This window comes from Paenibacillus sp. FSL K6-1318, assembly GCF_037976905.1.
GTDB lineage: Bacteria > Bacillota > Bacilli > Paenibacillales > Paenibacillaceae > Paenibacillus > Paenibacillus amylolyticus_A.
Map to the genome: position 1 here is coordinate 2,830,176 of NZ_CP150270.1, position 22,945 is coordinate 2,853,120.

Below are 22,945 nucleotides of genomic sequence, written 5' to 3' on the forward strand. Positions count from 1 at the left end.
AAGGCCACGCACAAAACACATGCTCACAGCATGAAAGTAACTTAATTTTGAATTCATACATCACTAAGGAGTTGTAACCATGGAGATTTGTTCTGTGAAACAGATCAGTAAAATCTACAAAGGCATCGTATCTTATGAAGCGTTATCCGGTATTGACCTCAGTATTCAGGAAGGTGAGTTTGTTGGCATCATGGGACCATCCGGTAGTGGCAAAACAACCCTGCTGAACATGATCTCTACCATTGATCATCCAACATCAGGTGAACTGCGGATTGCAGGGAAGAATCCGTTTGAATTGAATCAGGACGAACTCGCGCTGTTCCGGCGCAAAGAGCTTGGATTCGTTTTTCAATCGTTCAATCTGTTAAATACACTGACAGTCAAGGAAAACATCGTACTGCCACTGACTCTTGACGGCGTTTCGCTAGCAGAGATGAACGCACGTGTTGAAGAGCTGGCAAGCAAGCTGGGCATCGAGAGTATTCTGAACAAACGGACATATGAGATCTCGGGTGGACAGGCACAGCGTACGGCTATTGCCCGAGCGCTTATCCATTCCCCGAAGCTGATTCTGGCCGATGAGCCCACAGGTAATCTGGATTCGAAGGCGGCCAGAGATGTGATGGAGATTCTTGAAACACGCAATCAGGAGGATCAAGCTACAATGCTGTTGGTCACCCATGATGCAGTTGCAGCGAGTTATTGCAGTCGGGTCGTCTTTATCAAGGATGGCAAATTGTACAATGAAATTCATTACGGCGATAATCGCGCAGCCTTTTATCAGAAGATTATTAATGTATTATCCCTAATGGGAGGGTCAGGACATGAATTTTCGCCAGTTCGCCATTAATAACGTTGTTCGCAACAAACGAATTTATCTGGCTCATTTTCTGAGCAGTACATTTTCCGTCATGATCTTTTTCACCTACGCATTGCTCCTGTTCCATCCCGATCTGAAAGAAGGGTTAAAGGGATCAAGTGGTACGGTAACGTTGCTTGCCAACCAGGGGTTTATGATTGCAGAGGTCATTATATTCATCTTTTCATTCCTGTTCCTGCTCTACTCTGTTGGTTCATTTCTGAAGACACGCAAGAAGGAGTTTGGGATATTCCTGATCATTGGCATGACACGTAAACAAATGAACCGGCTGTTGTTTATGGAGAACATGTGTATCGGATTAGCTTCAATTATTACCGGTATTGGACTCGGGCTTATTTTCGGCAAATTGATTCTGCTCATCTGCGGCTCCATGCTGGCTGTCGAGAACAGCCTTCGATTCTATTTTCCGCTGAAAGGCATTGCCCTGACGGCTGGCGCATTTCTACTGCTGTTCGTTATCATTGCGATGTCGTCATCCTTGCTCATACGGAAAGGCTCGCTTATTGACCTTGTGAAATCAGAGGAAAAACCAAAACCGGAACCCAAAGCATCGCGTCTGCTCGCATTGCTATCCGTATTGTTCATTGGCGGAGGCTATGCAGGGGTATTCACTTTTGTATGGGTAAGCTTCTCGTTTCCGCTATTAATGGCAAGTGTCGTGGTCGTTATTGCAGGTACGTATTTACTGTTCACGCAGCTCAGTGTATATATCATTCGGGCACTCAAAAGAAACCCAAGATTGTTTTTCCGTAAAACCAATCTGCTCTTCTTATCGGAACTTACGTATCGAATGAAAGATAACGCGATTATGTTTTTCATGGTAAGCATCATCTCGGCATCTTCATTTACGGGAATTGGTACCATGCTCGCGATTGCTGACCCTGGGTTGTCGTCCATGTCGAATCCGTACGCATTCAGTTATATGAATTCATGGGATACTCCCCAGTCAGAGCGACATATTCAAAAGATTGAAGAAACGTTGATTGATAATCAAGTTCCCTACGTGAAGGGCAGTTATGCTCCTATAGGTGAAAATAATAATGGAAAGATTATCAAACTGAGTGATTATAACCGTCTTGCGAAGGCACTGGGGTATGAAGAACGTACGTTGAAACAGATCGATGAGTCATTTATGACACCAAGCAATTTGGCGATTCGCAAGGCGTACCGTGAACAGGTTGAACAAGGAGTCTCGGGAGGAAAGGTCAATCTCGAGGTTGATAATCAGCACGTACCTGTCCAGCTATCGACACCTGGTACTGATATTGTGATTCCTTTTCAATATGAAATTTATCTCTACGTCGTAACCGACGAACTGTTTAATAAGATGAGACCTGCGTATAACGAGGAAGTTGGCATGCCTGAAGGTTTCTATTCGAGTCGAACGATACAATTTATCGTGAAAGATTGGATGGGTACACGCAGCTTCGCTCCTGAATTGATCAAATCCATTCAAGATGATTATTCCGACAAAGGTTATTATGAGGTCAGCGCACTTGTGGTGGATTGGCTTAATTCCAAGCAGACCAATGGCATCATTCTAATTTTGAGCGGCCTGATCGGCATTGTTTTCTTCACCTTTGCAGCAAGTTTCACGTATTTCAGACTCTACGCAGATCTAGAACGGGATGAAGCGCAGTATCGCATGATTGGCAAAATGGGACTCAGTCGTCCCGAACTCCGTAAGATCGTAACAAGGCAGCTATTGCTTATGTTCTTCTTACCACTCTTGGTGGCGGTCATCCACAGTTCGGTTGCCTTTGTAGCGTTACAGCAGCTGGTTGATTTCTCGGTCTTCGGATACAGCCTGCGCATCTTCTTGGTGTTTGCTTCCATGCAGATTTTGTATTTTGCACTTGTCCGCTGGCGGTATCTGCGTCACATGTATTCCAAATTAGTCTAAAATAGCATGGCCCAACAGACACCGAACGCATGACTCGGTGTCTGTTGACTTTTCTATCCCAGGCACAGTACTATTTCATTAGATACAGAATGTATCATTACATAGTTTTATTCAGTAGTTGAAGAGATGGATTACAGAAAATAGCAGGCTGACGCCTGAGCGGGAGGACATATATGAGCATCACGATGTCTCGTGGACGAGCTTACATTCAACGTTTAAATGATGAGCGGAATGTATGGCTGGAGGGAGAACGTATCCAGGTAACTGGGCATCAGGCCTTTCAGGGAACACTTCAAACGATCGAGAGTTTGTTCAATCTGGTGGATGATCCGGAGACAAGGGAGACTGTGGCCTACTGGGATGAACAGACGGGAAGTTACGTGCACCGATCCTTTCTTGTGCCTCGTTCACTTTCTGACGTGAACAGCAGGGCAGATGCTTTTCGTCTTTGGGCCGATCGGACGTACGGAGTGATGAGCCGATTGTCTGATTATGCCCGATCCCGCTTGACGGGTTGGTATGCAACACGACATGAGATGACAGCACATGACCCGGCTTTTGCGGGTAAAATATCCGATTACTTTGAACAAGCCAAACGTAAAGATGCTTTCCTGACGATTGTCCAGCGCGACCCGCAGATTAATCGTTCCTTGCCTGTCGGGGAAGATGAGGATGCCATGCTGCGGATTGTCAGAAGCAATACGGATGGCGTAGTCATTCGCGGGGCCAAAATGGTGGCAACAGCAGCGCCTTATGCGGATGATATCATCGCTTATCCCGTTCAACGAATTCCAGGCCACCTGCCAGAGCTGGCCCATATGGTCATTGTAGCCGCCGACAGTCCGGGTTTGCACATGATGTGTCGTGAATCTTTTGCCACAAAAGATTCGGATCACTCACATCCACTCAGTGCGCAGTATGATGAGATGGATGCCGTGTTATTTTTTGACGATGTATTCGTGCCTTGGGAACGTACATTACTGCACAATAACCCTGAAGCCGTATGGCAGATTCGCTGCAATGCAGCTTCCTCCAGTTTGGCTTATCATCAGAGCGTCATTCGCTTACACTCGAAACTGGAGTTCGTTACAGCTGTGACCTCAGCCATTGCCAAGGAGATCGGGGTGGACGCTTTCCTAAATGTGCAGGAACAACTTGGTGAGCTGATCAGTCAAATGCAAACCATCGAGGGACTGATTATTGCTGCTGAAGCACAGTCCAAGCCGGATACATTCGGCAACTGGCTGCCCGAATTCAAATACATTGAAACCGCCCGTAATCTGGGCAATCGGTATTATCCCCGCGCTGTGGAGATATTGAAGACGATTGCTGCGGGTGGTCTGATTCAGATTCCTTCAGGTACGTTTGAGATGAATGAAATGATGGGCTCCATGATGGGCAAATACCTTGGCGGAGTAACGATGCAAGCCCCAGAGAAGATTCGTCTCTTCCAACTGGCGTGGGAGCTGACAGGAAGTCCACTCGGAGCAAGGCATGACCTGTATGAACGCTTCTATGCGGGTGATCCCGTGCGCAACCGGGCGAGCCAATATGTGCAGTATGACAAGCAACGTTTATCGGCGAAAGTTGAACCTTGGCTTCGTTCCGGTAAGGAATGATCTGATAGTCTAATACGAATGGTCCAATGAAGGATGAAAAGCCTGAATCAAGAATGAGAACGATCCTATTTTCATAAAGCCTTGGCTTGTGCCAGGGCTCTATTTCTATTTATTTAGATTATCTTTAGAAATGATTTAGGTTGAATTAAGAGACGTAGTATATAGTAATAATGTAGAGATAGGCATAGAGTATAGGAAATGAGAGGAATAACATGAGATACACCGTATTAATTGCAGATGACGAACCAGAGATTGTGGAACTGCTTCAGCTCTATCTGGAGAAGGACTATACCATTAAGACTGCGGTGAATGGAGCCGAGGCGTTACAATGTATACGTTCAACACAGATCGATCTGGTCATACTGGACATCATGATGCCTGTAATGGATGGGTTGCAGTTGATCAAACAGATCCGGGCCACACATCACATGCCTGTTCTGTTCCTATCCGCCAAAAGTCAGGATCACGATAAAATCCTTGGACTGGGACTTGGGGCAGATGATTATATAGCGAAGCCATTCAACCCGCTTGAGATTGTCGCCAGAGTAGAGGCGTTGCTCAGAAGAGTCAATCATTTTGATGCAGCGGAGGTTCCCGCTGCCAAAGAACAGAATCTTGTATTAGGTGATCTGACACTGGATCGATCCCAATGTATCCTTTTTCGTTCAGGAAGTCCTGTAACATTGACCTCTACAGAGTATAAAATCATGGAGTTGTTGCTCGATCAGCCTGGCCGGGTGTTCACCCGTAAAAAAATATACGAAGCGGTCTGGGGCGACTATTATGCGCACGAGGACAGCACCATCATGGTACATATCAGCAACATTCGGGAGAAGATCGAGCTTGACTCCAGACAACCGGAATATCTCAAAACGATAAGGGGACTGGGATACAAAATTGAAGCGCCCATGGAAAGCTAGAGAAAAGAGACTGTTGCAGACATCCCTGACACTGGACTTCTTGCTGTTCAATTTCTTTTTGCTGTTACTGGTATTGATCGTGTACCTTATGGTGTCACTGGACGTCGTGGATTTTCGTATATCGGATCAAGTGGTTGATCCGGATCTGAATGTCGAAGCCCATGTGTACGTTGCAGAGCTGGAGAACGAATTTTACTCCGGTGGAGGTTCGGTGTCGAAAGATAAAGACACAGAGATTCAACGTCTCAAGGACAGCGGTGGCTGGATTGAGATTCTGGATGCGAATCGCAATGTCATTCGTCATGTGGGAGACAAGCAAGATGCGTTCACCTGGTACAGTGAAGCCGATCTGTATGCTGGATTGGAGAACCGAAGCGATCAGCCGTACTATTACTCCATTACTCCGTTTTCGACAGAAGGATCAGCAGCGTATGTGTTGCTGAAGATCCCGCGTGATCTGGTCAGCGTAAGGATTAATGATAATCAGTTGATTACCAATCTGAAGCACCCGTTGTCTTTTTACATTATGATTGGCATCGGTTTAGTGTTGTCATTGATCTTCGTATATAGCTATTGGGTCGCACGGAGAATCAAAAAGCCACTCAGTATTCTCTCCTCGGGTCTTACGCAGATGATTCAGGGAAATTATAGTACACGGATGTCGATCTCGGCCGAGAGAGAGTTTGTCCAGATTGGTGAGACCTTTAACTACATGGCGGACGTCATTGAGAACACCTCTGCGGAGAAACGTTACGCCGAGGAGAGCAAACAGCGACTGATTGTAGACTTATCACATGATCTGAAGACACCGATAACATCTATACAGGGATACGCGCAGGCATTGGTGGAAGGACGTGGGGAGGACAAGGACAGGCAGCAACGATATCTGGGATATATCTATAACAAGTCCGTTCAAGTTGCACGCATGATACAGAATATGCTGGAGCTGCTCAAGGTGGATTCGCCCGATTTCCGCATGCATATTCAGAGAAGAGAAATTGGAGAATTCGTGCGCGAGATCATGGCAGATACTTATGGGGAGATTGAACAAAAACAGTTTGTCCTTCATGTACTTGTTCCTGATCAGGAGATCTACGCGAGGTATGATCCGGAGCTGTTATCCAGAGTCATTCAGAATCTGATTACCAATGCTCTGTCTTATAATCCGCCCGGAACAGAAATGCGCGTGGAACTCATTCCGCTTCATACCCATGTGGTGATTGAAGTGGCAGATACTGGAGTCGGCATACCCCAAGAACTGTGGTCAACCATTTTTGACCCGTTTGTTCGTGGGGATGAGGCGCGCACAGCGACTGGAGGCACCGGGCTGGGATTGTCCATCGCACAGCGTAATACGGAGAAAATGGGTGGAAGGTTAATCCTTTCCCGGCGAGGGCGAGAGACCACCGTGTTTACCATTCAGATTCCAAATTAAATAAGAGAAGAAATGTCCATGTGGAGGGGAATATATTGTTCAAAGGAAATACGTTTGTCAGGTTCAGTATTGCACTGGCGCTGATATTGGTTAATATCTATTTATTATCACGTGTGAGCTTCATCTTTCAGCCGCTCGTTACCATGATCACGGTAATCACCGTGCCGATGATGTTATCGGTGTTCTTTTATTATCTGCTAAGGCCGCTCGTGAATTATATGGAGAAAAAGAAAATAAATCGCACGCTAAGTATTTTGCTAATCTATCTGGTTATTGCTATTCTGGGTGTGTTCTTCATCATTGGATTATGGCCATCGTTACGTGAGCAGCTGATCAACCTGGTCGATAACGCACCAAGTCTAATTAATTCATTAAGTGAACAGCTGAGAGAGCTGGAGCAAAATGGTGCCATACAAGCCTTGTTCCCTGAGGGTTCAACACCTTTCTCTCAGATCACGGAGTATATCAACAAAGGATTTAACTTTGTGACCAACTATGTAAGTGGATTTTTCTCACTCGTGTCCAGTTTTGCGATCATCTTGTTTACACTACCGATCCTTTTGTTCTATATGCTGTTACAAGGTGAGAAATTTGGTCGTAAACTGGCACATATCGCTCCAAAACGTTTCCAAAATGACAGCCGTGAAGTCGTGCTTGAGATCGATCAGGCGCTGAGTGGTTTTATTGTGGGAAGAGTCTTGGTGAATCTGGCGTTGGGTGTACTGATGTATATCGGTTTCCTGATCATTGGACTGCCGTACGCATTACTGCTCACGGTAATCGCGGTCATCATGAACTTTGTTCCGTTTATCGGAGCGATTGTGTCGTCCGTGCCTATTGTGATCATGGGTCTCGTGGTATCGCCATCGGTTGCCATCTGGTCTCTGATTATTATTCTCGTCGCTCAGCAGATTCAGGACAACCTGGTTGCACCCTACGTATTTGGTAAAAAGCTCGATATTCACCCGCTAACGACGATTATTCTGGTCTTGGGTGCAGGGGACCTCGGTGGAATTATTGCCATCCTGATTATTATTCCGGTGTATATGATTGTTAAAATTCTTTTGGTTCGAATCTATAACATGTTCTTCAAGGACAAATGGCAGAATGCATAGAATCTAAATTATTTGAAGGAGTGGATCACATGTCTGAAATTATCGAAAAACCATATAACGAGCCTGAATATATCGCACCTCAATCTGTTCAAATGGGTACCATTCACATCTCGAACGATGTGCTGTCCAAGATCGTGGGGATGGCTGCTCAATCAACGGCGGGCGTATCCTCCATGTCCGTTGGACTGACTGAAGGCATTGCCAAGAGCATCAGTGGCAAAAGTCTGCAAAAAGGGATTGATGTGCACGTCAAAGACGATCAGGCCACCATCCAGCTGCGCATCAACATTCAATATGGTAACAAGATGCACGAGGTCTGCCGTGAACTTCAACATAATGTTCAACAGGCTGTAGAGCAATTAGCCGGCGTTATGGTGAATGAAATTAAAGTGCAGGTCGTCGGCGTATCCATGCCGGAGACGGTATAAACGAATGTAAGGAATAACGATTATAGGATAAACGGTTGGCAAAAACAGCACCTTCCCGATTAGCAACTTAACTGGGAGGGTGCTGTTTTATGTTTGCGGTAGTAGGTGGGAGCTTCGCCCATCACTTTTTTGAACATTTTGGAGAAAAGCAATTGATCCGTATAGCCCACAGAACGGGCAATATCACCAATGGTCAGACCGGGATCAAGCGTCAGTTCAGCTGCCCTGCGCATCCGGTAATGAACCAGATACGACTGAATACTGCTTCCCATCTGGTCCTTGAAGAGAGAGCACAGGTAGCTGCGCTGCAAACCGACATGGGCCGCGATGGATTGCACAGTAATGGCATTGGCATAGTTCATTTCAATGAAGTCCATTACCTGCGTCACGTACGTTTCCTTCGAATAATCCTGAATGGGTTGAAGGTGCTCTGAATTGGCCTGATCAATTAAAATGGAGAAGAATTGATACAGCAAACCAGTCATGCTAATCTCCCAGCCTTTATGGGTATTGCGGGAATTGACCATTCGGTGCAGACAGGATCGCATCTCGTCATCCTCATTGCCCAGCTCAAAGATCGGGTGATGCTCCGATAGACAGGCCTGCTGTAAAAAGGAGGAACTATTGCTGCCTTGAAAAGCAACCCAGCTGTATTCCCATGGGTCATCCTGATCTGCTTCGTAATGAACAACAGAGTGCGGAACGATGAGAAATCCTTGGCCTTTGTGCAGGGTATACGTTTTGCCACCGACTTCGAAGGTGCCTTTGCCATTCAAAATATAATGAATTTTGTAATAGTCTCTCATGGCAGGGCCAAAGTGGTGACCTGGTGTACAGGCTTCCGTGCCGTAATGAAGGAGCTGTAGCTCCTGAAAATGATTGTTCTTGAACATATACGTGATCAAGGGTATTCACTCCTGTACGATTTCGTCTCAACTTGCATTTTAACATATTAATCAGTGTAAAAGATGAATGATTAAAGATTAGTTTATATAGATAACAATCATTTTTCCATATGTTTAAAGTGAAATGCCATATCGTTTTTCCAGGAAAATGTCTAAGATGAAAAGGAATTCAACAAACCTACAGGAAAGTGAGAATAACGATGCCCTATACTGCGAGTGAACAACGATATGATGAGATGAAATATGTACGTTCCGGTAAATCTGGAATCAGACTGCCGCAAATTGCGCTGGGTTTATGGCAGAACTTTGGTGGCAACCGTACATTGGATATTCAGGAAGAGATGATTTTGCGTGCCTTTGACCTCGGAATTAACCATTTCGATCTGGCGAATAACTATGGTCCACCTCCAGGATCAGCGGAAGAGAACTTTGGCGTGATTTACAAAAAACATCTGCGTCCTTACCGGGATGAACTGCTCATCTCCTCGAAGGCAGGCTACCATATGTGGAGTGGACCTTACGGCGAATGGGGCTCCCGCAAAAACCTGATTGCCAGTCTCGATCAAAGTCTTGGTCGGATGGGGCTGGATTATGTAGACATTTTCTATCATCACCGTCCAGATCCGGACACACCATTGGAAGAAACGATGACGGCGCTGGATCATATCGTGCGGCAAGGTAAAGCACTGTATGTGGGCTTGTCCAATTATAATGCAGAACAGACGCAAGAAGCGGTAACCATTCTCCGTCGTCTGGGTACGCCATGTCTGGTTCATCAGCCAAACTACTCGATGCTGAATCGCTGGATTGAAGATGGTTTGCAGGACGTACTGGATGAACAGGGTGTCGGTTCCATAGCGTTCTGTCCACTCGGTCGCGGTCAGTTGACCAATAAATATGTCGACAAGATCAAGGAAGAACGAGCCAATCCAACAGGCAATTTGAAAAAAGAAGCTTACACGGACGAGCGGATTGCCAAGTTCGATGCGCTTCAGGCAGTTGCCGAGCGAAGAGGACAGACGATCTCTCAACTGGCTCTGAACTGGATCTTGCGAGGTAACCGTGTAACTTCTGCATTGATTGGTGCCAGTCGTGTGTCCCAGATCGAAGAAAACGTAGCTGCACTTAACGCACCGGACCTGACGACGGAAGAGCTCAATGAAATTGAGAGTATTTTGGACGGCATGGGTAATTATCCTTGGTAACCGAAAAATTATAGTTAGGTTAAAACTTTCGTGAAATAAAAGATTGAAAAATGAAATGGTGCCTCCCTGATGTTTCAGGTTGGTGCCATTTTTTATATGTCATTTTCTTTATAGGAATAGATCTATTATAATAGTTCATTAATTGACCTATGTTTATTTTTTTCGGAATGAGCCTAGTTCATAGCACCTGGTCCTAGGATTTAGGGTATAATATATAGAAGCTTTACATTTGAACTACGAAGGAGAGGCTCCATTTGAACTTTGAACAGTGGATTTCGCCTGAAAGCTATAACCTGACATCCGAGATGGAAAATCATCCATCAGACCGGATTGCACTTAGATGGCTCAGCGATCAACGAGAATTGGAAGAGATCACGTACGGTGATTTATTCAAGCAGGCGAATCGTCTTGCTGGAGGTTTGCGTGAACTTGGACTAGAGAAGGGTGACCGGGTGTTGGTCATGGTACCACGCCGTATCATTGCCTATGTCATTTACATTGCTTGTCTGAAATTGGGGATAGCCGTTATTCCTTCTTCCGAGATGTTACGGGCAAAAGATCTGGAATATCGTCTGCGTCACTCTGAGGCGCGGGCTGTTATTGTATGGTCCGAGACGACCTCGGAAGTGGAAAAGATGGACGCGGATCTGCCGTCACTGGCACATCGCATCGTGGCATCACCGAATGGAGAAGTTAGCGTACCTGCTGAAGGCTGGGTCAATGTGCATGAATTAATGCAGAATCAACCTGACGAGATGGCTGCGGTGGAGACTCATCGGGATGATACGGCTATCCTTGCTTATACTTCGGGCACAACAGGTAATCCCAAAGGAGTTGTACATAGCCACGGTTGGGGATATGCCCACCTGCGGATCGCTTCTTCGTTATGGTTGGATATTCAACCTTCGGATACGGTATGGGCAACAGCGGCACCCGGATGGCAAAAATGGATCTGGAGCCCGTTCCTGTCGGTACTGGGAAGAGGAGCGACCGGACTGGTCTACAATGGATCATTCCAGCCCAAGCGTTACCTGGAACTGATGCAGGAACATCAGATTAATGTCCTTTGCTGTACACCAACCGAATATCGGCTGATGGCCAAAGCGGATGATCTTGGACATTATGACCTGTCCCATCTGCGCAGTGCCGTGTCAGCGGGTGAACCGCTCAATCAGGAAGTCATTGAAATCTTTCAGCGTCACTTCGATCTGACCATTCGAGACGGATATGGACAGACCGAGAGCACATTGTTAATCGGCAGTCTCAAAGACGCGCCGGTACGCATTGGCTCCATGGGTCAGTCGATCACACCTGGGTTGATTGAAATCATTGACGAAGACGGACAACCTGTTCCTGCGGGTGAAGTCGGAGATATCGCGGTACACAAAGAGATGCCAGCTTTGTTCCGGTCCTATTATCAGGATGAGGGACGGAAGGAAGCGAGTCAGCGTGGCGATTATTTTGTAACAGGAGACCGTGCACGTAAAGACGAAGAAGGCTACTTCTGGTTTGAAGGACGCAGTGACGACATCATCATCAGTTCCGGTTACACGATTGGACCATTCGAGGTGGAAGAAGCACTCATGAAACACGCCAGCGTGAAGGAATGCGCGGTGGTTGCGAGTCCGGACGAGATCCGTGGCAATATTGTCAAAGCATTTGTCGTGCTGAGAGACGATTCACTGGCTTCACCGGAATTAATGCGTGAATTGCAACACCACGTCAAGGAAATCACAGCACCTTATAAATATCCACGTAAGATCGAATTCGTTACGGATCTGCCGAAAACAAACTCCGGTAAAATCCGCCGGATCGAACTGCGCGAACAAGAAAAACGGAATGGTTAGATCATTTTTATAGATGGAATTTTGCAAATTGATCACGCGTAGTGAAAGAGAAGGAATCGATTTTGCAGAAGCGATAGCGTTCGTACAATATATGAAACAGGAGTGAACACAACCATGAGTCAATTTGAACAAACCTTTGAAAAATCATTGGAACAATACGCAGAACTGGTTGTCAAAGTCGGCGTAAATATTCAAAAAGGACAGGATCTGCTCGTAACCGCTCCTATCGAAACACTTGAATTCACACGTCTGATTGTGCAAAAAGCCTATGCGGCTGGTGCGAACTATGTACAAGTGGACTTCGATGACGACAATATTACCCGCAGTCGTTTTGAGCATGGCTCCAATGACAGCTTCGACTACTATCCAGCGTGGAAAGCGGATATGATGGAGAAGTTTGCAGAAGCAGGCGGCGCTACCCTGACGATCAAAGTTCCAGATCCTGAACTGTATAACGGTATTGATTCGGATAGCGTTTCCCGGGCAACCAAAGCGGCTGCTCAGGCACGTAAAGGGTACGCAAAATATACACGTAACCATGAAATTAGTTGGTGTCTGATCAAAGCACCGACCAAGGCTTGGGCGAACAAAGTATTTGCCGACATCCCGGAAGAAGACCGAATCAACGTGATGTGGGAAACCATCTTCAAAATGAACCGTGTTGATGGCGGAGACGCCGTACAAAATTGGAGAGAACATCTGGATACCCTGAATAACATGAGTGATCTCCTGAACAAAAAGAACTATAAGAGCCTGCATTACCGTGCGCCAGGTACAGACCTGAAAATTGAACTGGTCCATAACCATATCTGGGGCGGTGGAGGCAGCGAAAATAAACAAGGCGTATACACGGTCGCTAATATGCCGACTGAAGAAGTATTCACCATGCCGAAGCGCAGCGGAGTGAACGGGTATGTCAGCAGCACCATGCCTCTGAACCTGAACGGGCAACTGGTAGATCAGATGAGAATCACATTTAAGGATGGACAGGTTGTAGCCTTTACGGCAGCCTCTGGCGAAGAGCATCTGAAGAACCTGTTTGCCACCGATGAAGGAGCGCGTTATCTGGGTGAAGTGGCACTCGTACCGCATGACTCCCCAATCTCTAACCTGAACCGCATTTTCTACAATACGGGTATTGACGAAAATGCATCCTGCCATTTGGCTGTGGGAAGTGCATATCCTTTCAATATGAAAGATGGCACAACCATGTCCAACGAAGAGTTGCTCAAGCATGAGTGCAATGTGAGTTTGACTCACGTTGATTTCATGATCGGTTCCGCAGAGCTGGATATCGATGGTGAGTTACAAGACGGTACAATTGAGCCGGTATTCCGTAAAGGCAACTGGGCATTTTAATTTCTAATCTAGTTATATAAGTTGAACTAAAGGTTATTTACACTGACACTACGATGACAGAATAACCTTCCAATCGCTGTTATCCCCAGATTTTTTTGATTTCCTTTTCTCAAGGGAAAAACCCGGGGATAGTGTATGCTTCCGATGCAGCTTTCTTTCAGAAAGCTTTTAGGCGAACGCTTCGCTTTTTCAGGTTTTTTCTGTCCTCTCCGTTATCGTGTAAATAATTAGTTCAACTTAAATAGTAAAAGTAATAGTATTGAACGAGAAAGTGACTTCAACTTGAAGTCACTTTTTTCGATTTTTCATAACATGGATTACACAGGTTTCACAGGCATACATATTTCACACCAATGTTGATTGAGCAGTTCCCAACGATATCGTTCTATAACCGGCTTGTTGTCCATCTGATAACCACTTGTTTGTAAATGAGGGATGATCACATTCCATGCTTGCTGAATATCTTCTGCCATGTGCTTCACTTTACAGATGAGATAATCTCCCCCTGATAATTCTCCAAACTCAATATAGTCATCTTCCGCACGTTCAGATTCAGTGATGACAATACAGGCATCATATCTGCATTTCTGGAGCGGTGTGGTAGTCGGGTCATCTTGGGGGATACCCAATAATGTTGCTGATTCGTTAAGCAATTGTTTTTTGTCTGCCCATTGTTTCAGCGTATTCATCGCTTGAGTATTGGCTGGACCGTAAGGACCGACTTGTCGAACAAAGGCGATACGATATGACGGGAGGTTTTCGATATACATTTCCATGAAAATCATCCTCTCTGTACGATTTCTCTTACATGATGGATGCTAACATGGTATAAAAAAAATTGCATAGCTTATTATTGATTCCCTACGATGAAACTCATAGAATAGGGATAATATGTTGGAAGACTGTTCCAAGAGAAGAAAACGAGAGGGGCAGGATCACGGGTATGGATATCACCTATGCTTTCACAGATGAACGTTTCAGGCAAGTTGTTTTGGATCGTTTTTGTAATCAACGCGGGTTCATTCAGGAGAGTGACGTTTGTGAGGTTGAGATATTACAACTTTCCAATCACAATATTAGCAATCTTGAGGGAATCGAGTATTTCAGGGGTCTTCAAGAGCTGGATTGTGCCTATAATCAATTGACCGGTCTGGATCTTACTCAGAATCACAAGCTGAGGATTTTACGTTGCAGAGAAAATCAGCTTCTTACACTGGACCTCAGTCCCAATAAAGAATTGCAGGTGCTGGATTGCAGCTTTAATCGACTTCGTAAATTGGATCTTTCTCATAATTCCAAGCTTGTTACGTTGGAGTGTCACTGGAATATGTTGTCGGAGCTGGTTACAGAGCCCCTTGAGCAGTTGGAGGAACTCAGTTGCAGTTATAACTCTCTTTTCTCACTTGAACTTGAACACAATAAGCAACTGCAGCGACTCGATTGCGCCAACAATTACATGTTGGAACTTGATGTAACCGGTTGTCCAAACTTAATTGAACTTCGCTGTCACCACAACCATATCAAACAGTTAGATCTTCGTTCGAATTTGGTTTTGGAGAGTGTCCGGTGTTTTAACAATCATATTAGCGAGCTGGACATTCGCCATAACGTGCAACTACGAGAGCTGTACTGTTCAGAGAACAAATTAACAGAGTTGGATTATAGCCATAATCCCAAGCTGGAGAGACTGCAATATGCAGACAATCTGATTTTTGAATCCAATCATGAAGTTCAGGGGATGGGTGTATTTCAGTACCATGGATCGATGTCTAACTATCAGATGCGCTTGCTGGTTAAGGGCAATGAGCTTGTAGTCACTGCGCAGGTTTCAACCAAGATAGAGATGGAAGCTTTATCCCCATACATGGAGGCGACGTGGAAACGGTGGGACATACTTGGTGAGCAGGCGCTTAAAACCATTGCCGAGGCCCATCCGGACGAGGATATCAATGAATTGGTTATGGCTGATGCAGAATTTCAGGGAGATCAATATTTCCGATTGGGTTATGATGCGGGGGTTACACCTGCTGGCCGACTGTACATATACGCGGAGTTTGACGATGAATTTCAGATGTTGGACACCTTGATCTATGAAACATATTAAAGCCACGAGATCGTGGCTTTTTTGCTTTGTTATATTGTATGTTATTCAGCGTGCATTTTGTTGAAGCTAACATATTCGTTAATCGGTTTACGGTAACCGCGAGGACGCTGTTTGGCTTCCGACTTTTTGCCGATCGTAATCATCATGGCAGGTACATAATGGTCGGGAATATCCAAACTCCGTTGCAGTTCTTCCGAGTCAAAACCAATCATTGGACAGGTGTCCCAACCGCGATCCTGAGCGATCAGCATCAATTGCATGGCAGACAGGCTGGCATTGCGAATCGCATCCTCACGTTGGAAGAATCTGCCGCGAGATTCGTAAAATTCAGTAACACTTTGGGATTCCTGCTCGTATTGAAACGGAGTGAGTGCGCCCAGGTTCAGCAAGCCTTCGTTAATGGTGCGGATATGATGATGTGCGTTGACATCGCCCAAAACCACGATGACCGCAGAAGCTGTTTTTACTTTATATTGCTGGGAAGCTTCATAAACTTTCTCAATCTGTTCTTCATCTTTAAGCACAAGATAGTGGGTGTGTTGCAGGTTAAAGGCAGATGGTGCGAATTTGTTCAGGGCAAACATCTCTTGTAGTTCCGAATCCGAAATTTCAATTCCTTCTTCAAAAATAACGGCCGATCTACGGTTTTTGACCAGATTCTCTAACTCACTCATGATGGTTTCCCTCGCTTATGTATGATTTATAAACTGACTATAACACACTTAGTTACTTTATGTAAGTATTATTTTAGAATAAGACAAGGTTTGCCTGCCATACGCTAAAATAAAACACTAGAGGTGATTCATGAGAACATTCATCACAAGGTATAAGGGAGGACATAACCCGCATGAATTTCGGGTATATGTGATCCAATCTTCAACCTTAAAACGTTTTGTAGTTATGGAAATTATTCTGGGCTCAATCGTTTACAACGTCGCACTTTACTTGTGCCATAATGCACTACTTGCTGGAGTGGGTTCTTGGGCCGGAACGGAAAGCATGAAGAGATTGCCACTGGTCTTTAAGAGAATTGTAGGTACATGATGAGGTGTACAAAGAAGGATTGGAGCAGAAGAGGGCCAGTTTCGGCCCATCTTTTGCTTCAGCTGAGCTTTGGGTCCCGAACCTACCTTATTTGGCACGTTCCAAATACTGCTCCAGCGTAAGTTTCTGATTGGTAATCTCACCAGCAATATATACGCCTACATACCGAACATGCCATGGCTCATAAGAATAGCCAGTCAATTTCTCCTGATCTTTGCCATAACGGATGATGAATCCGTATTTGTGGGCATTGGCTTTCAGCCATTTGCCTTCTTTGGTGTTGCCGAAGCTTTGTTGTAGATCATAACCGGCCGAAGCGCTGGAGATATCCATGGCCAGACCAGTCTGGTGTTCGCTTTGTCCTGGACGAGCACTTGTTTTGTTGGCAACAGCTTCACCTTTGATGCTGGCATTACGGTCAAAAATCGATTTTTGGGTCGCATAAGAGCGATAGCCAGACACCGCTTTGATATCAATACCGTCTTTTTTTGCAGCAGCAAATAATTTTTCGATCGCGGTTGCAGCCACTTTACGCATTTGTTTCTTCGGACTGGAGCCTGAGAAGCTAAAAGGAATATTAGGTACGACCAAATCTTGAGGTGCATAAGTCGAAGGTAGATTTCTCTTTTTATTGACAAGCACAACCGTACTGGACACATTGGTCACCGTTGCCACATTTTTAATCGTTTTGATCGTACGACCAGGTGCATTATCATGCAGAAATTGAGTGAAGCTGGAGCTTGCCGCAGATGCGACGGGATTCAGACTTGGAGTAATAGGAAGTGTAGTAAAAGCAGAACCTGCTACAACAGAGCCTACGAGAATTGTAGATATGATGGATTTACGAGTAAAAGATTTCATGATGTGTGTTCCTCCTCGGATTATATGAATCTATATACCGAGTATACTAGAGGATTATATCCATAGGTTCTCCAATTGTTTCCGAGTTGTAAACAAAGTTTGCTATATACGTTGAACCAAAGATATTTACACTGGACACTACGATGACAGAACAACCTTCCGATCGCTGTTATCCCCAGATTTTTTTGATTCAATTTTATAATGGTGAAAATCTTAGGATAGCGTATGCTTCCGATGCAGCTTTCTTACAGAAAGCTTTTAGGCGAACGCTTCGCTTCTTCTAGTTGTTTCTGTCCTCTCCGTTTCGTGTAAATGTTAAGTTCAATTTATATAAAATCTTCTTTTTGCAACTCTCGTAGAGGCAGTATACATAAAAAAGCCGTTGCATTAGATGCAACGGCTTTTGATGTGAAGAGAGATAATGCTAGATTACTTCAAGTATGCTGGAGACTGTATTACAACATGCAGGCGTCAGATGCAGCGGAGCTTCCTACAGTTACGGCGCGGGTGTCACGTACACGAACGTTACCGCTAAGGACACCGGAATCACTGCTTAATTTGAATGAAGGATAATTTTCTTCCGTATCCAGCTTCATGTGTTGTTCAAGGTTCAGCTGCTGCTTCGGATCAACGTAGAACGGAACCAGGTTGGTTTCAATCTGCGCGTCGAGAGCTGCAAGTTCATCAACAATGATAATCGCGATAACTCCGTTACACCCGCAACCTTCCAGGTCATAGATCACTTTGAAATATCCGGGTTGCTCATTCAGGCTTTCGGTCAAACGTTTTGCAGCCAGATCAGTAATTTGAATATACATATAGGTACACTCCTTTATATCTTGTCATGGTTGTAAGTGGTAAAAGAATTCATTCAGCTTCTATTCACATTATACCACTTTGTCAAAAATCAAAGCATTTATTTTCTTGACTGATCAGTCTGGAAAAGGTATTCTATATTTATTGAATAGGGAGGTGAGGTCTGAAATTGGGAAGAGCCAAGGAGTTTGACACGGAGACCGTTCTAAGAAAAGCAACGTCTGTATTTGGAGCGTACGGTTATGAAGGTACATCTTTGAGCTTACTGTTGAGTGAACTTGGTATTGCGCGGCAAAGCTTGTATGACACCTACGGAACTAAACATGATTTATTTGTCTCTGCTCTTAAATTCTATATTCAGCAGAAGACAGAGGCGGGGATCAGACTATTAAACGAATGCACAAGTGTGAGGCAAGGCGTGACAGAGTTGTTCAACGAAGCAGTTAATGTGTTGACAGACAACGAACGTCGTAATGAATGTTTCATCATTAATAGCGCGGTTGAACAGGCACCACAAAATCACGAAATCGCGGCCTTTATTCAAACCACTAACCAACAAATGGAAGATGTTTTTCATACTGCGCTGTTACGAGGCCAGAAGAGTGGCGAACTGAGGCACGCAGAGGAAGAATTGCCCGGGCTTGCCCGTTTTCTGAATTATTCCCGACTCTCATTGACCTTTACGGCGAAAAGTGGTGCAAGCGCAGAAGCGTTGCGAGATTTTGTACAGATGACCCTAAGGGCTATGGATTAACGTTTTACATGATTGGAGCAAGAATTCTTAATGGGTTTTTGAAAATGAACGCTTAGGGCGTTTATTTTTTGACTATTATAGACCGATTGGTCTGGAAAAATAACGCGAAATAAACTGAAGGAGGAAATAAGCATGATCAATGATAAACCGTTGACCCTTATTACAGGAGCTAATGGAAAGACAGGAAGACGTATTGCGGAGATGCTTCAAGAGCAACAATATCCAGTACGTTTGGCAGGAAGAACTAAACCATCTCATTCTGGTTCTGCCGATAATTATGTCTATTTTGATTGGTATGATTTCGAGACCTATGCTCCGGCGCTGAAAAATGTGAATCAGGTATACCTTGTGGTGCCAGTCATGGATATGACCCCGGAAGACGTTGTGATTCCGTTTATCAAGGAAGCGTTATGGGGAGGTGTTAAGCGATTCGTTTTACTAGGCAGTGCTTCGATCGATGAGAATGGTCCTATATTTGGCAAAGTACATCAGTATTTAAAAGCCCATGCTCCTGAGTGGGCCGTATTACAGCCTTCCTATTTTATGGAGAACTTTACGGAGGGGCCGCATCGGGAGACGACGAAACAACTCGGGAAAATTTACAGTGCTGCGGGTGAAGGGAAAATTGGATTTGTTAGTGCAGATGATATCGCAGCGGTTGCTTTCCGTGCTTTGAAAGATGTTGTTCCTCATAATACGGAGCATATCATTACAGGGCCGGAGTCGATGTCCTATGGACAGGTTGCAGACGTCTTGAGCCATGTACTGGGTCAGTCCATCCAGCATGAATCTTTGTCCGACGATGAATTGAGGAACAGCATGATTCGCGCAGGAATGTCAGAAGAATACGCTGCTGCCCTCGCAGGACTGGATGTGCCTATCCGGGAGGAGGGGAGAGAAGATCAAACGACAGATACGGTGACAAAAATAACGGGGAATAACCCGATTTCATTCGAGCAATTTATTCAAAATCATATAGAGGTATGGAAATAATGGAAGAAATATTTTCATATCATGAGAAGACGGTGCCTAGTGCCCGTCTTTTTGCATATTTACCAGCATGTTAACATCGTTGATTCAAATAGGGATCTCTCCCTAACCAGCGACACCACGGAACAGCAGTGATTATACGAACACACTTTTGGGGAAATAGATGAGAATGAATGATAGGGCGTGCACTTCAGCGAGTTTTGAGACACGCCCTAGATAAAGGGGCGAAGAGTGCGGATGATTCAGTTTGAAAATGTATCTAAACAATATCCTGATGGAACTACGGCTTTGCGTCAGGTTAACCTCAACATTAACAAAGGAGAACTGTTCGTCATGATTGGTCCAAGTGGATGTGGCAAAACCACCATGCTCAAAATGATCAATCGCCTGATTGAACGAACAGATGGAACAGTACGCATCAATGAACGCCCAATCGATGAATACAATATTCACGAATTGCGATGGAATATCGGATATGTGCTGCAACAGATTGCATTGTTCCCGCATATGACGATTGCCGAGAATATTGCGGTTGTTCCTGAACTGCGAAAATGGAAGTCAGATCAAATCAAGAAGCGCGTACATACGTTGCTGGACATGGTTGGATTGCACGGAGACACGTACAGTGAGCGTAAACCTGCCGAGTTATCTGGAGGACAACAGCAGAGAATTGGTGTGTTGCGAGCACTCGCTGCCGATCCCGAGATTGTATTGATGGATGAACCGTTCAGTGCACTCGATCCGATGAGCCGCGAGAAATTGCAGGACGATATTCTGGATATCCAGCGTCAGATGAAGAAAACAATTGTGTTTGTCACCCATGATATTCAGGAAGCGATGAAACTGGGGGATCGCATCTGCATTATGAAGGATGGACAGGTTCTACAGGTAGGCACTCCGGAAGAACTGATCCAGCATCCAGCCAATGATTTCGTACGCGAGTTTGTGGGGAGTCCAATTTCCGATATGAGCGAACAGTCTGCATTTGATCTCGAATCCATCATGTCGCCGCTCTCACCTGGTCATGTGCCAAAATCAGCTAAAACTGCCGTTCCCGTATCCATTACGTTGACGGAGTTAGTTGATATCATGTCTTTCCATGACCATCTGCTGGTTGAACGTAACCGCCAGATTATTGGTGAGATCAGTCGGGCTGATCTGATGAAATATTGGTCCGGTCAGTTACAGGAGCGAGGTGATGGACATGAGTAGATTCACGGAGGTGTTCAGCGAGCGTAAAGGTCAGTTATTGTCTTCGCTGCTTGAACATATTCAGATCTCATTTATCGCGTTGTTCTTTGCTGTCCTAATTGCTATTCCGCTTGGTATCTACTTGACACGAAAGCCAAGAGTTGCTGAACCGATTATCGGGGTTACGGCTGTATTGCAAACCATTCCTTCTCTGGCGCTTCTCGGATTGCTTATCCCGTTATTCGGCATAGGCACACTGCCTGCAATTATTGCACTGGTGGTGTATGCGCTGCTCCCGGTACTTCGCAACACGTACACAGGCATATCCGAAGTCGATCCTTCCATGGTTGAAGCGGCGAATGCGATGGGCATGAATAGTCGACAACGACTGATCAAAGTGGAGCTGCCGCTGGCGATGCCTGTCATTATGGCCGGAATTCGGACCGCGATGGTCCTGATTGTAGGAACGGCGACACTTGCTGCCTTGATCGGCGCAGGAGGCTTGGGTGCATTAATTTTGCTAGGCATTGATCGGAATGATACGGCACTGATCATCCTAGGAGCTATTCCAGCTGCATTGTTGGCCATTTTGTTTGATGTGCTATTGCGTCAGTTCCAGCGCTTGTCATTCAAGAAAACTTTGGTTACCTTGGGTTCGCTTGCTCTGATCGCGATACTTGTGATCACCATTCCCTTTTTTGCGAGGGGAGGGCAGAAGGATCTCGTGATTTCCGGGAAACTGGGGGCGGAACCCGAAATTCTGATTAACATGTACAAATTGCTGATTGAAAAAGATACAGACCTGACCGTTCAACTAAAACCCGGATTAGGCAAAACGCCATTCCTTTTCAATGCACTCAAGTCGGGTGATATTGATATCTATCCTGAATTCACAGGTACAGCCATCTCCGAATTCATGAAAGAAACGGCAGTGAGCACCGATCGGACAGAGGTCTACGAACAAGCTAGAGACGGAATGCTGAGTCAGTTCAACATGGTGCTTCTGAACCCTATGGATTACAACAACACGTACACTTTGGCTGTACCCCAGAGTATCGCAGATCAATACAATCTCAAAACGATTTCCGATCTCAAACCGGTGGAGCAACAGATGAAGGCGGGATTCACACTTGAATTCTCGGATCGGGAAGACGGATACCTTGGCATCCAGAAGAAGTATGGGATTAAATTCCCGAACGTGGCGACAATGGAACCCAAGCTTCGCTATGGTGCTGTTCAGCGTGGCGATATCAATCTCGTAGATGCCTACTCCACAGATAGTGAGTTAAGACAGTATGAACTCGTTGTGCTGGAGGATGATCAGGAATTGTTCCCGCCTTATCAAGGCGCACCGATGCTTCGTCAAGAAACGGCAGATCAATATCCACAACTGGTTGAGGTGCTGAATCAGCTTGCTGGCAAAATTACCGATGACGAGATGCGTCAGATGAACTATGACGTGAACGTAGATGGAGCGAATCCTGAGCAGGTGGCAGCAGAATACCTTAAACAGGCTGGTTTGCTGTAACGTCGTGTATCCCTACAATAGATGTACCAAGAGGAAGAGGA

General features: G+C 45.3%; 20 protein-coding genes. 15 read left to right on the plus strand and 5 right to left on the minus strand.

The features are described from left to right. Positions 1 to 79 precede the first annotated feature (79 nt). From NYE45_RS12710 to NYE45_RS12740, 7 genes are all read left to right on the plus strand, one after another. Complete coding sequence (locus NYE45_RS12710; protein WP_340016896.1) at positions 80 to 850, plus strand: ABC transporter ATP-binding protein; 771 nt, start codon at positions 80 to 82, stop codon at positions 848 to 850. Next, positions 825 to 2,783: an ABC transporter permease gene (locus tag NYE45_RS12715; RefSeq protein WP_340016897.1), complete on the plus strand. Its 1,959-nt coding sequence runs from the start codon at positions 825 to 827 to the stop codon at positions 2,781 to 2,783. The genes NYE45_RS12710 and NYE45_RS12715 overlap by 26 nt, the downstream gene beginning before the upstream one ends. Positions 2,784 to 2,956: 173 nt before the next feature. Continuing rightward, a complete protein-coding gene (locus NYE45_RS12720; protein WP_340016898.1) occupies positions 2,957 to 4,402 on the plus strand; it encodes a 4-hydroxyphenylacetate 3-hydroxylase N-terminal domain-containing protein in 1,446 nt (481 codons plus the stop codon). A gap of 212 nt (positions 4,403 to 4,614) precedes the next feature. Next, the gene (locus NYE45_RS12725; protein ID WP_340016899.1) at positions 4,615 to 5,322 is read left to right on the plus strand and encodes a response regulator transcription factor; all 708 of its coding nucleotides are present in this window, start codon (positions 4,615 to 4,617) and stop codon (positions 5,320 to 5,322) included. Next, positions 5,300 to 6,757, plus strand: coding sequence for a HAMP domain-containing sensor histidine kinase (locus tag NYE45_RS12730; RefSeq protein WP_340016900.1), 1,458 nt, complete (start codon positions 5,300 to 5,302; stop codon positions 6,755 to 6,757). Before NYE45_RS12725 ends, NYE45_RS12730 begins: the two co-directional genes overlap by 23 nt. A gap of 35 nt (positions 6,758 to 6,792) precedes the next feature. Beyond that, positions 6,793 to 7,872, plus strand: coding sequence for an AI-2E family transporter (locus NYE45_RS12735; protein ID WP_340016901.1), 1,080 nt, complete (start codon positions 6,793 to 6,795; stop codon positions 7,870 to 7,872). 29 nt (positions 7,873 to 7,901) lie between these two features. After that, a complete protein-coding gene (locus NYE45_RS12740; protein WP_340016902.1) occupies positions 7,902 to 8,300 on the plus strand; it encodes an Asp23/Gls24 family envelope stress response protein in 399 nt (132 codons plus the stop codon). A gap of 59 nt (positions 8,301 to 8,359) precedes the next feature. Here NYE45_RS12740 and NYE45_RS12745 read toward each other — a convergent pair whose 3' ends face one another. Then, positions 8,360 to 9,205: an AraC family transcriptional regulator gene (locus NYE45_RS12745; protein WP_340016903.1), complete on the minus strand. Its 846-nt coding sequence runs from the start codon at positions 9,203 to 9,205 to the stop codon at positions 8,360 to 8,362. A 200-nt stretch (positions 9,206 to 9,405) separates the two neighbouring features. Between NYE45_RS12745 and NYE45_RS12750 the strand changes: the two genes are divergently transcribed. The 3 genes from NYE45_RS12750 to NYE45_RS12760 all read left to right on the plus strand — a co-directional run bounded on the left by NYE45_RS12750 (position 9,406) and on the right by NYE45_RS12760 (position 13,616). Further along, positions 9,406 to 10,410: an aldo/keto reductase gene (locus NYE45_RS12750; protein ID WP_340017361.1), complete on the plus strand. Its 1,005-nt coding sequence runs from the start codon at positions 9,406 to 9,408 to the stop codon at positions 10,408 to 10,410. Positions 10,411 to 10,715: 305 nt separating this feature from the next. Beyond that, positions 10,716 to 12,257: an acyl--CoA ligase gene (locus NYE45_RS12755; RefSeq protein WP_340017362.1), complete on the plus strand. Its 1,542-nt coding sequence runs from the start codon at positions 10,716 to 10,718 to the stop codon at positions 12,255 to 12,257. A 114-nt stretch (positions 12,258 to 12,371) separates the two neighbouring features. Next, positions 12,372 to 13,616 carry an aminopeptidase gene (locus NYE45_RS12760; protein WP_340016904.1) on the plus strand — a complete coding sequence of 415 codons (1,245 nt, stop codon included), beginning with the start codon at positions 12,372 to 12,374 and terminating at the stop codon, positions 13,614 to 13,616. Positions 13,617 to 13,933: 317 nt separating this feature from the next. Here the strand turns inward: NYE45_RS12760 and NYE45_RS12765 are convergent, their stop codons facing one another. Further along, on the minus strand, positions 13,934 to 14,392 hold the full coding sequence (locus NYE45_RS12765; protein WP_340016905.1) for a GyrI-like domain-containing protein: 459 nt from the start codon (positions 14,390 to 14,392) through the stop codon (positions 13,934 to 13,936). A gap of 167 nt (positions 14,393 to 14,559) precedes the next feature. On the opposite strand from NYE45_RS12765, the gene NYE45_RS12770 reads away from it, so the two are divergent. Continuing rightward, the gene (locus tag NYE45_RS12770; RefSeq protein ID WP_340016906.1) at positions 14,560 to 15,720 is read left to right on the plus strand and encodes a leucine-rich repeat domain-containing protein; all 1,161 of its coding nucleotides are present in this window, start codon (positions 14,560 to 14,562) and stop codon (positions 15,718 to 15,720) included. A 41-nt stretch (positions 15,721 to 15,761) separates the two neighbouring features. Here NYE45_RS12770 and NYE45_RS12775 read toward each other — a convergent pair whose 3' ends face one another. From NYE45_RS12775 to NYE45_RS12785, 3 genes are all read right to left on the minus strand, one after another. After that, the gene (locus NYE45_RS12775; RefSeq protein ID WP_076330914.1) at positions 15,762 to 16,394 is read right to left on the minus strand and encodes a nitroreductase family protein; all 633 of its coding nucleotides are present in this window, start codon (positions 16,392 to 16,394) and stop codon (positions 15,762 to 15,764) included. Positions 16,395 to 16,851: 457 nt separating this feature from the next. After that, positions 16,852 to 17,625, minus strand: coding sequence for a M15 family metallopeptidase (locus NYE45_RS12780; RefSeq protein ID WP_264933745.1), 774 nt, complete (start codon positions 17,623 to 17,625; stop codon positions 16,852 to 16,854). Positions 17,626 to 18,080: 455 nt separating this feature from the next. Beyond that, positions 18,081 to 18,443, minus strand: a complete 363-nt coding sequence (locus tag NYE45_RS12785; protein ID WP_340016907.1) for an iron-sulfur cluster biosynthesis family protein — start codon at positions 18,441 to 18,443, stop codon at positions 18,081 to 18,083. A gap of 167 nt (positions 18,444 to 18,610) precedes the next feature. Here NYE45_RS12785 and NYE45_RS12790 point away from each other — a divergent pair, with 167 nt between their 5' ends. The 4 genes from NYE45_RS12790 to opuFB all read left to right on the plus strand — a co-directional run bounded on the left by NYE45_RS12790 (position 18,611) and on the right by opuFB (position 22,904). After that, positions 18,611 to 19,195 (plus strand): TetR/AcrR family transcriptional regulator, encoded by a 585-nt coding sequence (locus tag NYE45_RS12790; protein ID WP_124114392.1) that lies wholly within the window; start codon positions 18,611 to 18,613, stop codon positions 19,193 to 19,195. Between the two features lie 132 nt (positions 19,196 to 19,327). Further along, on the plus strand, positions 19,328 to 20,188 hold the full coding sequence (locus NYE45_RS12795; RefSeq protein ID WP_340016908.1) for an ergot alkaloid biosynthesis protein: 861 nt from the start codon (positions 19,328 to 19,330) through the stop codon (positions 20,186 to 20,188). A 234-nt stretch (positions 20,189 to 20,422) separates the two neighbouring features. After that, positions 20,423 to 21,397 (plus strand): ABC transporter ATP-binding protein, encoded by a 975-nt coding sequence (locus NYE45_RS12800; protein ID WP_340016910.1) that lies wholly within the window; start codon positions 20,423 to 20,425, stop codon positions 21,395 to 21,397. After that, positions 21,390 to 22,904, plus strand: coding sequence for an osmoprotectant update ABC transporter permease/substrate-binding subunit OpuFB (opuFB, locus tag NYE45_RS12805; RefSeq protein ID WP_340016911.1), 1,515 nt, complete (start codon positions 21,390 to 21,392; stop codon positions 22,902 to 22,904). Before NYE45_RS12800 ends, opuFB begins: the two co-directional genes overlap by 8 nt. Positions 22,905 to 22,945: the final 41 nt, after the last annotated feature.

Bases quoted from the DNA above. Each gene is read 5' to 3' on its own strand.
- NYE45_RS12710 (WP_340016896.1), top strand. From the start codon at position 80: ATGGAGATTTGTTCTGTGAAACAGATCAGTAAAATCTACAAAGGCATC.
- NYE45_RS12800 (WP_340016910.1), top strand. From the start codon at position 20,423: ATGATTCAGTTTGAAAATGTATCTAAACAATATCCTGATGGAACTACG.
- NYE45_RS12780 (WP_264933745.1), bottom strand. From the start codon at position 17,625: ATGAAATCTTTTACTCGTAAATCCATCATATCTACAATTCTCGTAGGC.
- NYE45_RS12720 (WP_340016898.1), top strand. From the start codon at position 2,957: ATGAGCATCACGATGTCTCGTGGACGAGCTTACATTCAACGTTTAAAT.
- NYE45_RS12760 (WP_340016904.1), top strand. From the start codon at position 12,372: ATGAGTCAATTTGAACAAACCTTTGAAAAATCATTGGAACAATACGCA.
- NYE45_RS12750 (WP_340017361.1), top strand. From the start codon at position 9,406: ATGCCCTATACTGCGAGTGAACAACGATATGATGAGATGAAATATGTA.
- NYE45_RS12740 (WP_340016902.1), top strand. From the start codon at position 7,902: ATGTCTGAAATTATCGAAAAACCATATAACGAGCCTGAATATATCGCA.
- NYE45_RS12715 (WP_340016897.1), top strand. From the start codon at position 825: ATGAATTTTCGCCAGTTCGCCATTAATAACGTTGTTCGCAACAAACGA.
- NYE45_RS12725 (WP_340016899.1), top strand. From the start codon at position 4,615: ATGAGATACACCGTATTAATTGCAGATGACGAACCAGAGATTGTGGAA.
- NYE45_RS12765 (WP_340016905.1), bottom strand. From the start codon at position 14,392: ATGGAAATGTATATCGAAAACCTCCCGTCATATCGTATCGCCTTTGTT.
- NYE45_RS12770 (WP_340016906.1), top strand. From the start codon at position 14,560: ATGGATATCACCTATGCTTTCACAGATGAACGTTTCAGGCAAGTTGTT.
- NYE45_RS12795 (WP_340016908.1), top strand. From the start codon at position 19,328: ATGATCAATGATAAACCGTTGACCCTTATTACAGGAGCTAATGGAAAG.
- opuFB (WP_340016911.1), top strand. From the start codon at position 21,390: ATGAGTAGATTCACGGAGGTGTTCAGCGAGCGTAAAGGTCAGTTATTG.
- NYE45_RS12785 (WP_340016907.1), bottom strand. From the start codon at position 18,443: ATGTATATTCAAATTACTGATCTGGCTGCAAAACGTTTGACCGAAAGC.
- NYE45_RS12775 (WP_076330914.1), bottom strand. From the start codon at position 16,394: ATGAGTGAGTTAGAGAATCTGGTCAAAAACCGTAGATCGGCCGTTATT.
- NYE45_RS12755 (WP_340017362.1), top strand. From the start codon at position 10,716: ATGGAAAATCATCCATCAGACCGGATTGCACTTAGATGGCTCAGCGAT.